This is a genomic window from Bradyrhizobium betae (assembly GCF_008932115.1).
Lineage (GTDB): Bacteria > Pseudomonadota > Alphaproteobacteria > Rhizobiales > Xanthobacteraceae > Bradyrhizobium > Bradyrhizobium betae.
The window spans coordinates 491,970-504,691 of record NZ_CP044543.1 but is presented as its reverse complement, the minus strand read 5'-3'; the positions used below and the strand labels follow the sequence as shown (position 1 = coordinate 504,691).

At 64.6% G+C, this 12,722-nt stretch carries 13 protein-coding genes and 1 pseudogene; 6 read left to right on the top strand and 8 right to left on the bottom strand.

Going from position 1 to position 12,722, the window contains the following annotated elements; genetic code table 11:
* Nucleotides 1-24: 24 nt before the first annotated feature.
* The 6 genes from F8237_RS36800 to dsbD all read right to left on the bottom strand — a co-directional run bounded on the left by F8237_RS36800 (nucleotide 25) and on the right by dsbD (nucleotide 5,079).
* On the bottom strand, nucleotides 25-534 hold the full coding sequence (locus F8237_RS36800) for a c-type cytochrome (RefSeq protein WP_244626068.1): 510 nt from the start codon (nucleotides 532-534) through the stop codon (nucleotides 25-27).
* The gene (locus F8237_RS36795) at nucleotides 450-986 is read right to left on the bottom strand and encodes a c-type cytochrome (protein ID WP_244626067.1); all 537 of its coding nucleotides are present in this window, start codon (nucleotides 984-986) and stop codon (nucleotides 450-452) included. Before F8237_RS36795 ends, F8237_RS36800 begins: the two co-directional genes overlap by 85 nt.
* Entirely contained in the window at nucleotides 983-1,657 is a 675-nt protein-coding gene (locus tag F8237_RS02665) for a c-type cytochrome (RefSeq protein ID WP_151642271.1), read from the bottom strand. Before F8237_RS02665 ends, F8237_RS36795 begins: the two co-directional genes overlap by 4 nt.
* The gene (locus F8237_RS02660) at nucleotides 1,654-2,352 is read right to left on the bottom strand and encodes a L,D-transpeptidase (RefSeq protein ID WP_151642270.1); all 699 of its coding nucleotides are present in this window, start codon (nucleotides 2,350-2,352) and stop codon (nucleotides 1,654-1,656) included. Before F8237_RS02660 ends, F8237_RS02665 begins: the two co-directional genes overlap by 4 nt.
* 225 nt (nucleotides 2,353-2,577) lie before the next feature.
* A complete protein-coding gene (locus F8237_RS02655) occupies nucleotides 2,578-3,213 on the bottom strand; it encodes a DsbA family protein (RefSeq protein WP_374761586.1) in 636 nt (211 codons plus the stop codon).
* 45 nt (nucleotides 3,214-3,258) lie between these two features.
* Nucleotides 3,259-5,079 (bottom strand): protein-disulfide reductase DsbD, encoded by a 1,821-nt coding sequence (gene dsbD, locus F8237_RS02650; RefSeq protein ID WP_151642268.1) that lies wholly within the window; start codon nucleotides 5,077-5,079, stop codon nucleotides 3,259-3,261.
* Between the two features lie 102 nt (nucleotides 5,080-5,181).
* Between dsbD and F8237_RS02645 the strand changes: the two genes are divergently transcribed.
* From F8237_RS02645 to F8237_RS02635, 3 genes are all read left to right on the top strand, one after another.
* Nucleotides 5,182-5,844 carry a response regulator gene (locus F8237_RS02645; RefSeq protein WP_151650441.1) on the top strand — a complete coding sequence of 221 codons (663 nt, stop codon included), beginning with the start codon at nucleotides 5,182-5,184 and terminating at the stop codon, nucleotides 5,842-5,844.
* The gene (locus F8237_RS02640; protein WP_151642267.1) at nucleotides 5,841-7,157 is read left to right on the top strand and encodes an ATP-binding protein; all 1,317 of its coding nucleotides are present in this window, start codon (nucleotides 5,841-5,843) and stop codon (nucleotides 7,155-7,157) included. Before F8237_RS02645 ends, F8237_RS02640 begins: the two co-directional genes overlap by 4 nt.
* A gap of 126 nt (nucleotides 7,158-7,283) precedes the next feature.
* Complete coding sequence (locus F8237_RS02635; RefSeq protein ID WP_151642266.1) at nucleotides 7,284-7,718, top strand: EF-hand domain-containing protein; 435 nt, start codon at nucleotides 7,284-7,286, stop codon at nucleotides 7,716-7,718.
* A gap of 270 nt (nucleotides 7,719-7,988) precedes the next feature.
* Here the strand turns inward: F8237_RS02635 and F8237_RS37185 are convergent.
* Both F8237_RS37185 and F8237_RS02630 read right to left on the bottom strand, forming a co-directional pair.
* Nucleotides 7,989-8,162, bottom strand: a pseudogene (locus F8237_RS37185) (DUF4010 domain-containing protein); the annotation flags it as partial.
* Nucleotides 8,107-9,105: an MgtC/SapB family protein gene (locus tag F8237_RS02630; protein ID WP_259172035.1), complete on the bottom strand. Its 999-nt coding sequence runs from the start codon at nucleotides 9,103-9,105 to the stop codon at nucleotides 8,107-8,109. The pseudogene F8237_RS37185 and the gene F8237_RS02630, both read right to left, overlap by 56 nt.
* Before the next feature lie 584 nt (nucleotides 9,106-9,689).
* Here F8237_RS02630 and F8237_RS02620 point away from each other — a divergent pair.
* The 3 genes from F8237_RS02620 to F8237_RS02610 all read left to right on the top strand — a co-directional run bounded on the left by F8237_RS02620 (nucleotide 9,690) and on the right by F8237_RS02610 (nucleotide 12,721).
* Nucleotides 9,690-10,334 carry a TetR/AcrR family transcriptional regulator gene (locus F8237_RS02620; protein WP_151642265.1) on the top strand — a complete coding sequence of 215 codons (645 nt, stop codon included), beginning with the start codon at nucleotides 9,690-9,692 and terminating at the stop codon, nucleotides 10,332-10,334.
* Between the two features lie 84 nt (nucleotides 10,335-10,418).
* Nucleotides 10,419-11,591 carry an efflux RND transporter periplasmic adaptor subunit gene (locus F8237_RS02615; RefSeq protein ID WP_151642264.1) on the top strand — a complete coding sequence of 391 codons (1,173 nt, stop codon included), beginning with the start codon at nucleotides 10,419-10,421 and terminating at the stop codon, nucleotides 11,589-11,591.
* Entirely contained in the window at nucleotides 11,588-12,721 is a 1,134-nt protein-coding gene (locus F8237_RS02610; protein ID WP_151642263.1) for an ABC transporter permease, read from the top strand. Before F8237_RS02615 ends, F8237_RS02610 begins: the two co-directional genes overlap by 4 nt.
* Nucleotide 12,722 lies beyond the last annotated feature (1 nt).

Below are 12,722 nucleotides of genomic sequence, written 5' to 3'. Positions count from 1 at the left end.
GTAAGCCGTTGTGCCGCGGGCGGCTCATCGCGGCACGGTGCCGGAGGGCGGCGAATTCTCGCCGAGCAGTCGGCCATCCACCATCTTGCCGTAGAAGTCGTAGTCGCTGTCGTGATGAGCCTTGCGCGTCTCGGCGACGGAACCGCTGAAGCGCGGATCCTGCGGACGCTCGCGGCTGTCGATGTAGGCCGCCACCGCCCAGACATCTTCATCGTTCAAAGTGCCGCCCTGGCTCAACGGCATGTTGGCTTTGATGAAGCCCGCGGCGTTCGTGACGGAGCTCATGCCTGCCCCCCAATTGTAAGAACGCGATCCCCATAGGGGCGGGAAGACGACATCTCCGTCGGCGGTCACCTGGCCCTCGCCGCCGCCGCCGTGGCACACTGCGCATTTGGCGGCGTAAACCTGCTCGCCACGCGCGACGTCGAGCTCCGGAGGCTTGGCGAGCTTCAGGTATCCGCGGCCAGGAAGGTTGTCGCCGACGCGCGCGCCCTTCGCAAGGTAGGCCGCGTAGCTTTCCAGGGCCACCAGCACCTTGTCGCCGAGCGGGGGGCCTTGCCGTTCATGCTGTAATTGAAGCAGCCCTGGAGCCGCTCCGCGAAGGTATTCACGTGGTCATTCTTCGGTCTGTAGGTTGGGAAGTTCACGAACGCGGCCCACAGAGGCGCCGAGTTCGGAAGACGGCCACCGTCGAGGTGACAGTTGGCACAACGCAGGTCGTTGCCAACGAATTCGCCGGCGTTCGCTGCCGTGTCGTTGAAGATCCGCTCGCCAAGCCGCACCATTTCACCGAATTTGTCGTCGGTGGGCTCTGCGTCGAGCGGCGGCCTGAAGGCCTGCGGCGCGGGCTTGGCGATCGTTTCGGCGGCTGCTTCGACGGGCGCCGCAGCCTGGAGGTGCGGCAGGCTGTAGCCGACGACGCCAACGAGGCCGAAGAAGACGATGCCCGCGAACCAGATCTTCGCATCTGGTACGTGTCCGCTCATCGCGCGAGCTCCTTGTTGGAGCCCGGCGCCGGCAGGCTCGCATAGTAGGCCGAAACCGCGGCGACTTCGCCATCGGTCAGCTTGCCGGCTACACCTGCCATCAGCCCAAGCGGATCATTCTTTCGGGTCTTGCTCTTCCAGGCGCTTAACTGGGCCGACAGGTAGAGGGCAGGTTGGCCTGCGAGCGGCGGGAAGTTTGGGCCGACCCCTTGTCCGGACGGGCCGTGGCACTGTCCGCAGCCGGGCATCTCCTTGTGCCAGTCCCCTTTTTGGGCGAGGCGCTTACCTTCCATGACCAGTCTTGCGTCCGGCGCTTCGCCCCCCTCGGTGCGCGCCGTAGGAAGGCTGGCGTAGTAGGTCGCGAGAGCCTCGCGCTCGCTGTCGCTGAGCGAGCTGGCCACGGGCTGCATGATGTCGCTGGCGCGACTGCCGTCTTGGAAGCTGCGGAGCTGGTGGAGGATGTAATCGCGCGGCAGACCCGCAAGGCGAGGGAAGCCGCCGTCGGGATTTCCCTCGCCGTATTCGCCGTGGCAGGACCTGCAGGCGGGCGCACCATTTGCGTTACCGTCGCGTACGATGCTCGCCGCGTCCTGCGCGTCGGCCCGCGGGACCGATATGGCGACGAGGCCGAGCGCGACAATCCACGGCAGCGAGGTCGGACGACTGCTCATCGCGCGACCGCCGCGGCGCTATCCGAGCCATTCACGGGTAGCACCACGACCTTCGCTCCCGTCGACACGCGACCGTACAGGTCGATCACATCCTGGTTCATCATCCGAATGCAGCCCGACGACACGGCCTGGCCGATCGACCAAGGCTCGTTGGTGCCGTGAATCCGGTACAGCGTATCCTTACCATTCTTGAAAAGGTACAGCGCCCGCGCACCGAGCGGATTGCCCGTGCCGCCATCCATACCTTTCGCCCACTTCCGATACTTCTCCGGCTCCCGCGAGATCATATTATCCGTCGGGGTCCAGTGCGGCCATTCGCGTTTCATCTGTACGTCGGCCGTGCCGGACCAGGCCATGCCGGCTTTGCCTACGCCGACGCCGTAGCGCAGCGCCTTGCCGCCTTCTCGGACAAAGTAGAGGAAGCGGTTCCTCGGATCGACAACGACGGTGCCGGGCGGTTGACCAGTTGGGTCATCAACGAGCTGGCGCATGTAGCGCTGTTTGAGGTCGCCGGCGGGGACGGCCGGCACGACGTAGGCGCCGTCCGAAACTGCGCTGTAGCGGGCATCCACGGCAGGTGGATGCGACGCGGCCGCAGCGATCGGCATGATGCCGGAGTCGGATACGCATCCTCCGAGTAATATCGTCAGAATCAGGGGGGCGACGAGCGCAGCGCGTCGCTTGTTGGCTGTCATGATGCCCCCGGGCGGTTTGTCGGCTTGCGTGCTCGACGGGGCCGCGGAAGCCGCCGTAGTCGAGCGTGTTGCGGCAAGCCGGCAGTCAATGTGAGAAAGATCCTTCGCTCCATGCCTTCCGCCCTCCGAAATGAAGCCACGTCGGGGCGGACCGTCCCGATGCGCCCGACCTCGCACAGTCTTGATGTTCAGCTTAAGCCACGCTTAAGGCGCCGACCGCGACAGCTACTTCTTGGCCGCGCGTGCGCGCGCGTCAGCGGCGACGCGCTTGAAGCCTTCGTAGTTCAGTGCCTGTGTCACCCGGTAGTCGCCGACGATATAGGCTGGGGTGCCCTGCAGTCCGAGCGAGTCCGCTTGCGCGAGGTTTCGCCTCAGAAGCTTGGTGATGTCGTCGCCGCTGGTCTGCAGATCGGCATCGAGACGGTCCATGTCGACGCCCGATTTGGCGATTGCCTCGCGCATCCGTGCCGCGGGAATCTTCGTCCCCGGAATGGCCATCATCGCAAGGTGCGCGTCGTCGTAGCGGCCCTGATACTTTGCGGCCAGCGCCCACTGCGCGCCCTTGATCGAGTCCGGCGTGAGGATCGGCCAGTCCTTGTAGACGAGGCGTATCTTGCCGTCTGTCTTGACCAGCCGCGTCAGTTCCGGCTCGGATTGCTTGCAGTAGGGACAGTTGTAGTCGAAGAACACCACGATCGTCAGATCGCCTTTCGGGTTTCCGGCGGTGGGCGTCGCGGGGTCGAAGAGTATGGCTTCGCGCGACACGTCAGCTTCAGTGGGGCGGTCATCGGCCCGCGCGGGGCCGACGAGATAGCCGACGCCTGCGGCTGCGATGATCTGGGCGAGCGTGCGTCGGGAAATATTCGGCGACATGATCGAATTCCTTCTTCGATGATTGGTGAGGGATCAGTCGACCGATGGGACGGCCGACAGTTTCGCAAGCAGGGCGTTGGCATCGATCGCACCAACGATTTTGGTCATGGGATCGGCGTTCTCCGCGGCGAACAGGAGGATCGTTGGGGGTCCGACGATCTCGAAGCGCTGCATCAAGTCGCGGCTCGCGTCGTCCACCGTGGTCACGTCGGCGCGCACCATCCGGAAGTCCTGCAGCCGCTCGCGCACGTCAGGCCGGCGCAGCATCGCGTCCATCGCCCGGCATTCGACGCACCATTCGGCGGAGAAGTCGACCACGACCGGCTTACCCTCAGTCCGTGCCGCTGCAAGTTCGTGCTCCAGAGCAGTGACAGATCGGATCGTTCGAACCGGAGTTCCGGATCCGGGCTCCAGCGTCACAAACTGGTCGAGAATGCGAGTCGCGCCGAGATTATCGTCGCCCGCCGAGCCGACCAGAAGAACCGCGCCGATCAGCAAAGCAGAGCTCGCCAAGCCCATCGACGCGAACCTCCAAGCGGTATGCGCCATCAGGAACTCCGTTCCGAAGTAGACCGAGAGGGCTGTCGCGAGTGCCCCCCAGAGCTGCAGCGTGGTCTGCTGCGACAGCACGCGCGAGAAGATGCTGATCGCAACGCCCAGGAGGATGAATCCGAAGGCGTGCCGGACGCGGACCAGCCAGCGCCCGGGCTTCGGCAGGAAACGGGGCCCGAGCGCACCGAAGACGAGAAGCGGGACGCCCATACCGATGCCGAACAGGAAGAGCGCGGCCATACCGCGCGCGACCTCGCCGGTGCGCGCGACGTAGAGCAGGGCGGTCGCAAGCGGTGGCGTGACGCACGGGCCGGCGATGAGCGCCGATCCGAAGCCGAGCACGGCGGCGGCCGCCAGCGGCCCGCGACGACTTCCAGAGGCGGCACCCGAAATCCTGTCGACCAATGCTGCCGGCAACTGGATCTGGAACAGACCGAACATCGAGAGCGAGAGCAAAACGAGGACGGCGCTCATCATGCCCAGCGCGATCGGCGTCTGCAGCAGGATCTGCAGATTTTCTCCAGATCCGGACCATGCGGCGAAAGCGCCGAGCATCGCGTAGGCCAACGCCGAGGCGCCCACGAATATCGCCGCGAGAGCGAGACCGCGGCCGAACGAGAGAGGCTCCTGAGATCGTGCCATCAGGCCGAAGAAGATCGGCACCAGGGGGAAGGTGCACGGCGAGAACGACAGCAGGAGTCCGAATCCAAAGAACGACGCCAACATGCCGCCGAGCGTCACCCAGGAGGAGATGTCCATGTTGGACCCTTGCGGGGGCGTCATCGGTTTGCCGCCGCCTGTTCCGCCCGCGGCGTCTTGCGGAGGGTCCACGAAGGAGAACGAAGGCGAAGCGGAGCTCGCGGCGTCACGGTCCTTGACCGCCAGCGTCTGCAGGTCGATTACCTTCGAGACGGGCGGATAGCAGATCTGATAAGTCTCAGCGCAACCTTGGTAGGTCACTGAGATCTCGCGTATCCCTTGCAGGTCGGCCGATGCGATCTCGGCCTTCGCCGAGCCGCGGTAGACCTCCTGCGGACCGAAGTCCGGATCGTCTTTGGATTCTCCCTGGGTCGTGCGAACCGCGAGCAGCGCGCCGGGCGGCGTGGCGCTCTTGGCGCCGATCATCGCCCGGTAGAGGTAGCTTCCGGGCGCAATGGTCCAAAGCAGCGACAGCTCGGCGTCGTCGCGCGAAACCTTCAGTTGGAAGGCCTGATCGGCCGGCGGCGGCGTTCCTGCCCCAGCCGTCGCGAGGGAGGACAGGAGAATGAGCGTGATGATGGAAAGTCGTTGAAAGCCCGGCATCTTCTGCGGCGACCTTGCGTCTTGTGAGCGGTTGCCGCGACTTGGATGGGCTACCTTAAGCCAGCCTTAAGGCAGGCGAGCAAAGGAGGGCTCGGAGGTAAAATGCGCATACTCGTGATCGAAGACGATCCGATCCTGTCCGACGGTCTGCGGGCGGGCCTGTCGCTGACGGGTGCTACCGTCGATGCTGTCGAGACCTGCGAAGATGCCGAAGCCGCGCTCGCGACGTCGCGGTACTCGGCGGTGGTGCTCGACATCATGCTGCCCGACGGGAGCGGCCTGGACCTGCTGCGGAAGCTGCGGGGCCGCGGCGATGCTACCCCCGTTCTTCTTCTTACGGCGCGCGACAGCATCAGCGACAAGGTGTCGGGATTGGATTCCGGAGCCGACGACTATCTGGCCAAGCCATTCGATCTCGGCGAGCTCGCCGCCCGGCTCCGCGCCATCGTCCGAAGGGAAGGAGGTCGCGCGGCACCGACGCTGACATACGGCGCCATCGTGCTCTCGCCAGCGGACCTCTCGGTAACCGTCGCCGGCGAGCCGATCAATCTGTCGCGGCGCGAGTTCGCTATTCTATCAGCGCTAATGGAGCATCCGGAGCAAGTGCGCTCTCGCTCCGAACTGGAGGAGCGTCTCTACGGTTGGCAGGAGGACGTCGAAAGCAATGCGGTCGAGGTGCACATCCACAATCTCCGCAACAAGATCGGTAAGGATGCGATCCAGACGCTGCGCGGCATCGGATACCGCATGGGAGCCATACGATGAGATCTCTGAGATTGAGACTGTTCGCGACGCTCATCGCGGCAACCGGCATCGTCTGGTTGGCCGCGGTGGTCTGGATCTATGTCGGAAGCCGCGACGAGGTGGAGCATGTCCTGGATACCCGCCTGCAGGAAGCGGCACGCATGGTCGCTTCGCTTGCCTCCGGCTTCGACAGTCTTCCGGGGGGTAACGCAGCATTGACCACTGTTCCGCTGCTCGGAAGCTACGAACGCCAACTGTCGTGCCAGATATGGTCGCTCGATGGGAGGATGGTCGCCAAGTCGAGCGGCGCTCCCGACCAGCAGCTATCGACCGCTTCATCAGGTTTCTCCGATCGGACGATCGACGGCGAGCCGTGGCGTGTCTTCACGGTTGAGGACGCCGGCCACAATTTGCGCGTCATGGTGGGAGATCGGGTCGGATTACGCGAGCGCCTGGTGACCGATCTCATCAAGGGACTGATGCTGCCCGCACTCCTGATCGCGCCGCTGCTCGGCGCGGCGATCTGGGCGAGCGTCGGGCAGGGCTTGAGGCCGCTGCGGCGGATGGCCCAGGACCTGGGCGCGCGGGAGCCGGATGACATGCGACACGTCGAAGCCGACCAGGCGCCGACCGAGGTGAGGCCTTTGGCCATCGCCCTCAACGGGCTCCTCACCAAGGTCGAGGCGGCCCGGCGGCACGAACGGGAAGTGACGGCGTTTGCCGCACATGAACTACGCACGCCCCTGGCGGGGCTGAAGACGCAGGCCCAGGTGGCCCTGGCGGCCGACGATCCGAAGGTGGTGCGCGGCGCGCTCGAGCAGATTGTGGCTGCCGTCGACAGGAGCACGCGCCTGGTGCGTCAGTTGTTGACGATCGCAAGGCTGGATGCCGATGCCGTCGACGCGCCGCTCGAGCGTGTCGCGGTCGGGCCTCTCCTGGAGGAGATCGTCGCCGGTACCCCAAAACACCAGGGGACGAGTGTCACGATGGACGACAGTGTCCGGGGCTTGGTGCTCAACACAAACGCCGAATGCCTTCAGCTCGCATTGCGCAACCTGCATGAAAACGCAGTCCAACACACCCGCGACGGACGCATCCTTTGGTCGGCTGGGCCGAGCACGATCTCGGTCGAGGACGAGGGGCCTGGCATCCCCTCCGATGAACTCGATAAGCTCGGCAACCGCTTCTTCCGCGGCAGGCTGAGAAGTCCGATCGGAAGCGGGCTCGGCCTGGCCATCGTCAAGCTCGCGGTGGCGAAGATCGGCGCTCAGGTCACGATCTCCAATCGGGAGGGCCGCAGCGGCACAAGGTCGGAATTGACCTTCCCCGCCTAATCGCGTCAGCGCGGAACTGATTGCAGGTAGGAGCTTCTTTCCCCAAAGCCGCGTTTTGACTTGGCTCAACGCAAACTCGGAGGCGTTCGACAGGTTGTTACGGCACACCAAAGCCGGAGAAATGTCATGCGAAGCCGAACCATTGCTGCAGGCCTGCTACTCGCCAGTTTGAGCCATCCTGCTTTCGCTCAATCGGCAGCCGACCACGAGGCCCATCATCCTGGCCAGGACCAGACAACCGCATCCCCGCAGACGAATGCTCCCGCAAACCAAGGCGCGGAGCGGCAGGGCACGATGCGTGGGGGAGATATGATGGAAATGATGGGGCGCGGGATGAAAGGGCATACCATGATGGGCGAGGCGATGGGTCCACCGCCCATGTTCCGGATGATCTTCGCGCTGATGGATGCCGATGGCGACGGGACCGTCTCATTGCCGGAGTTTCAGGTCGCCCACGAACGTATTTTCAAGGCAGTGGACAGCAATAAGGATGGAAAGCTCACGCCAGCGGAGATGATGGCGTTCATCCGAGGAACCAAGAGCGTGGTCCCGCAGCAGTAAGCGCAGGTATGAATCTCCCCGGCGGGATCGAACGGCAGGTGTAAGAGCGGATTTCCCCGAGGCTCGTCCAACAGCGGACCGAATGTCTGGGTCGGTCGTGACAGTAGCAGCGCTAAGCCACCAGAAGATCGAGACCAAACAGGCGCCGCCCCATGCGGCAGCGATGACCAAGACCAGGCCAGGGATCAGCCGTAGCGCGAAAGAGCGTCCGCCGCTGACCCAGCCTGCGACGATCTTACTGAGGGTATTGGTCGACAGCGCCGCCAGAATCGGAGTGACAGCGTCCGTCGAGTTGATCTTGCCTGAGGCGGCGAGGGTGGCCGCCGCCACGGCTGGCGAATGCGTATCGGCGAACCCAGCTATAGCCGCGCTGACCACTAGGCCGATTTCACCAAAGGTCTCCCGCAGGCTGGCGGAGAGCAGGAGCACTCCGGAGAGCGTCAAAGCCAGCAACAAGGCGGAAGGCAGGCTGAAAGCTCGTCCGTGCTCGAGTTTCGGCTGTCCCGGTCTCCCTTATGCCCTTGACCGTGAAGATGACGCCATAGAGCGTTGCCGCCGCACCGGCGCAAAGGAGCGGAACGAGCAGGCTTTGCAGCGTGGATAGACTCGTTGCTGCGAGAACCGCGAAAAGCTGCACGATCGTTGCGACGGTCGAAAGCGTTGCGCCGGCGGTAGCGGCTCCCAGCAACTCCGGGGCCTTGCGAGCGCGGGCCCCCATCGCTCCGATGGTAGCTGTACTGGAGACGAAGCCCGAGGCGAAGCCTGAGATCGCGAGGCCTCCTTTTGCGCCGAGCAGGCGTATTGAAATGTGTCCGGCGGCGCCGATGGCCATCACCAAAATGACGATGATCCAGATTGCACGCGGATTGAGCGCGCCGAACGGGCCGACAGGCTGATCCGGAAGCAAGGGTAAGACAACGAGCGTAGCGGCGGCAAAGATCAGACCGTCCTTGATCTCGTTGTCGCTGAGCACTGTGTGAACAAAGTCGTGCAATGCCGCACGTGCCGCGAGAAGAATGGCTAGGATAACGGCAACGCCTGCGGCCAAGACGGGACGTTGCGTGGCCAGTCCGCCGAGCAGAACCGTCAGGATGAGTGCAGTCTCCGAAGTCAAACCGGGGTCGTCGCTCCTGGACCGCAGATAGGCGATCCCAACTAGGACCATGATCCCGGCGGTCACGACCGCAAGCAGACCCTTGCCACCGATCATGACGCTGATGGCGCCGGCGAGTGATGCGGCCGCGAAGGTGCGCAATCCGGCCGGCGAGCGGCCTGGACCCTCGCCCTTGCGGCGCTCCCGCTCGAGGCAGATAAGGAGCCCGATGCAGAGTGCAACGACGACGCCGATGACCTCAGGGTTCAAGTTGCGATTCAGGAAATCCATCATGGAAGCTGTACCGCGTCACGCTGTTGCACCCTTCCCCGATTGCGGAGGAGATGGGAGACGAGCCGATGCTCAAGCGGAGAGAGCGTGATGGGCACGCCACTCTGGGCCGTCGTCATCCGCACGGCTCGTCCCGAAATGAGGCGTATCGTCTCCCGTAATTTCTCGCTTCGTGCGCTGCACAACAGTGTCGCCGGGAGCGGTTGGTTCGGGCGCCGCGCACAACACGCTGTCGTTTCTCGTTCGATCTGAGTCTCGAAGTGAGAAAAAACCAATAGTTTCAGCCTACAGATGTTGGCTCCTTTAGAGTCTATTCTGGTTCCATCGGAGTCGTTTGACTTGGCGGGTTCGGAGGCTGTCCCTCCCGGGAGTAGGTGGCGGCGGCTGGGGCCGCGACCTACTGCGTGTTGCCGATGGTGGGGCGGACGGATACTCCGGGCCCCCAGCACCGGCCGAGCCGGTCCCTCGTCCCATTGAGAGCGGCGGAGGGCGAGAGGTCCGCCGGGATATCAACTTCCAAATTGTGGGCAGTGGCGTTGACTTCGAGTTCTAAAGATAGTAATTAATTACTATCTTTTGGACTCGCGATGGACAGCAGATATCTTTCCGCCGAGGAGCGCCGTCAGTTGACGGTTGAAACGGTCGTCGCCCTCGCAGGGGTGCAGAATCCGAGCGAGATCACGACCGCGGTGATCGCCAAGCGAATGCATGTGACCCAAGGCGCCCTGTTTCGCCATTTTCCGAGCAAGGACGCGATCTGGCAGGCGGTCATGGATTGGGTGACCGTTCAGCTCCTCGGTCGTATCGATCAGGCGGCGGACCGAGCGGCGTCACCGGTCGAGGCTCTGCGGGCTATGTTCATGAGCCACGTCGACTTCGTCATCGCCCACCCCGGCGTACCCCGAATGCTGTTTGGCGAGTTGCAGCGCGCGGAGGCGACGCTGGCCAAGAAGGTCGTGCGGAGCCTGCTCCAGGGCTACGCGCAGCGGCTTACCGGACAACTCGAACGGGCCAAGGCCGCAGGAGAGGTGGAGAGCGACACCGATACCCAAGCCGCAGCCATCCTGTTCATCGGGACGATCCAGGGACTGGTCATGCAATCGTTGCTGTCCGGCGATCTGCAGGCGGCAAGATCCAACGCGCCGGGAGTTCTCGGAATCTATTTGCGGGGATTGGGAGCCGGCCGGGGCGACCGGATCGGTGGCGCGATTTTCCCGACGCAAGGGGCCTGATCGACCATGAGTACATCATCGGCATCATCCAGCGCCGCCGGGACCGCGGCCAACGGCGAGGCAACGTCGGCGAAGGCGCGCGCCATGACGGCTCTCCGTCGACCTTTCGTCCGCTACGCCTTGATCGGGGCCGGAGCCCTCGCCACAATTCTGGCGATCATCGCCGTCGTCAATCAGCGCCCTGTCCGGGTCGAGGCGGCATCGGTCGAACACGACGTCGCCGTCCGCGTGTTCGGACTTGGCACGGTCGAAGCGCGCGTGATGTCAAAGATCGGTTTCGAGGTCGGCGCGACCCTCGCCGAGCTGAACGCCGATCACGGTGACCGTGCCGTCAAGGGACAGGTGCTGGCCCGGCTCAGTCTCGGCGAGCAGGAGGCCAAGGTCGCCAGGGCAAAGGCTGCGCTCGAGGTCGCCGAGGCCGGCATCAAGCGGGCGGATGCGAACCTAGAGAAGGCGCGGGCGGTGCTGGCCCAGAAGCAGGAAGCCAACCGCCGCAAGCAGACGCTGGCAGGGCGCGATGTCGTCTCCCAGCAGGTCGCGGAGGAGACGGCGCGCGACGAGGCGGTGGCGAGAGCGGATGTGATCGTCGCGGAGGCGGAGATCGCGAGCGCCGCGGCGCAGCTGACCGACGCACGCGCGCAACTTCAGTTCGAGGAGACCTTGCTGGGACACAGGACGCTCGTGGCACCCTACGATGCGATCGTCATCGAGCGATTCAAGGAGCTCGGTACCGTCGTGAAGGCCGGAGATCCGATTTTCACGCTCGTTGCCGCCGGTTCTTACTGGGGGCTTGCTTACGTCGACGAGGCGCGCGCCGGCTACATCGCGGAGGGACAGCGGGTCGACGCCCGCCTCCGATCGCGTCCCCAGGATGCCTTCACCGGCAAGGTCGTGCGAATCGGGTTGGAGAGTGACCGCGTGACCGAGGAACGGCGCGTGTTCATCAAGGGCGATAATCCGCCGCCGCGTGTATTCCTGGGCGAGCAGGTGGAATTCCTGATCACGGTTGCAAATCTCGACAAGGCGCTGCTGGTGCCGGAGGCCGCGGTCCATGGCTACAACGGACGCGAGGGCACCGTCTGGACCGTCGAGGACGGCCGGCTGCACCGGCGGCTCGTCCGGTTCCGTCATCGCACCGAGGACTCGCGCCTCGAGATCGTCGGGGGTCTGCCGGAAGGCGCGCACGTGGCAACCCGCGTCGAGACCGGTTTCCGCGAGGACCGCGCGGCCTGGATCAGCGAGGGTGGGAAGCCGTGAACCTCGCTTACCGCGACATCAGGCATGGCCTTGGCCGTTTCCTCCTGACCTGCGTCGGGCTGGGACTTCTGCTCGGCGTCGTGCTGGCGATGATCGGCATCTATCGCGGGCTGGTCGTCGAAGCCCTGACCGTCCCGCGCGCACCGGCCGTCGACCTCTGGGTTGTAGAAGCCAACACGCGCGGTCCTTTCGCCGAGGCATCGCGCATCCCCGGCGATCTTCGCGAGGCCGTTGCGCGCATTGCCGGCGTGGCGGCAGCCGGCAGCGTCACCTATCAGACCGTCGAGGCGGAGCATATGGGCGGTAAGCTCAGGCTTTACGTCATTGGCTACGAGCCGACGCGTCCGGGAGGCCCGCCGGAAGTCGTGGAAGGGCGCGAGATCGGACGCGCTCACTACGAGATTGTCGCGGACCGAAGCACGGGACTCGCCCTCGGAGATCGCATTCGTCTTGGCCGAAACGTGTTCACCGTCGTCGGACTAACCCGACAACAGGTCAACTCCGGCGGCGATCCCGTCGTTTACGTAACTCTGCTCGACGCCCAGAAACTGCAGTTCGACCTGGCGCCGCCGGCCGCTCGCGTGCAACTTGCGCGCGGCACGAGCGGCCTCAACCGGGACACCGTCAACGCCGTGATTGCCCGGTTGGACGCCAACGCGTCTCCGGACGCCGTGGCCCAAGCGGTGCACCGTTGGAAGCACCTGGCCGCAATCACGCAGGGGGAGCAGGAGCTGATCCTGACGCGCTCGCTGGTCGACCGCGCAAGGCGCCAGATCGGACTCTTCACATCGCTCCTGCTCGTGGTCTCTGCGGTGATCATCGCCCTGATCATCTACACGATGACCATGGAGAAGCTGAAGCAGATCGCCACACTGAAGCTGATCGGCGCTCCGGACCGAACCATCATCGGCATGATCGTGCAGCAGGCGCTGGCGCTCGGCCTCATCGGCTTCGCAATCGGCGCCACCCTGATCGCGAACGTCAAGGACCACTTTCCGCGGCGCGTCGTCCTCGAACCGGATAACGTCGCCATCCTCGGCCTGATCGTGTTTGCCGTCTGCCTTCTGGCAAGCGGCCTCGGCGTTCGCGCCGCGCTTCGGGTCGATCCCGCGACGGCACTCGGAGGCTGAC

What these genes read in the sequence shown, in the direction of transcription:
- F8237_RS02635 (WP_151642266.1), top strand. Translation starts at nt 7,284, where the DNA reads ATGCGAAGCCGAACCATTGCTGCAGGCCTGCTACTCGCCAGTTTGAGC.
- dsbD (WP_151642268.1), bottom strand. Translation starts at nt 5,079, where the DNA reads ATGCCGGGCTTTCAACGACTTTCCATCATCACGCTCATTCTCCTGTCC.
- F8237_RS02645 (WP_151650441.1), top strand. Translation starts at nt 5,182, where the DNA reads ATGCGCATACTCGTGATCGAAGACGATCCGATCCTGTCCGACGGTCTG.
- F8237_RS02630 (WP_259172035.1), bottom strand. Translation starts at nt 9,105, where the DNA reads ATGATGGATTTCCTGAATCGCAACTTGAACCCTGAGGTCATCGGCGTC.
- F8237_RS02665 (WP_151642271.1), bottom strand. Translation starts at nt 1,657, where the DNA reads ATGAGCAGTCGTCCGACCTCGCTGCCGTGGATTGTCGCGCTCGGCCTC.
- F8237_RS02660 (WP_151642270.1), bottom strand. Translation starts at nt 2,352, where the DNA reads ATGACAGCCAACAAGCGACGCGCTGCGCTCGTCGCCCCCCTGATTCTG.
- F8237_RS36795 (WP_244626067.1), bottom strand. Translation starts at nt 986, where the DNA reads ATGAGCGGACACGTACCAGATGCGAAGATCTGGTTCGCGGGCATCGTC.
- F8237_RS02615 (WP_151642264.1), top strand. Translation starts at nt 10,419, where the DNA reads ATGACGGCTCTCCGTCGACCTTTCGTCCGCTACGCCTTGATCGGGGCC.
- F8237_RS02620 (WP_151642265.1), top strand. Translation starts at nt 9,690, where the DNA reads ATGGACAGCAGATATCTTTCCGCCGAGGAGCGCCGTCAGTTGACGGTT.
- F8237_RS02640 (WP_151642267.1), top strand. Translation starts at nt 5,841, where the DNA reads ATGAGATCTCTGAGATTGAGACTGTTCGCGACGCTCATCGCGGCAACC.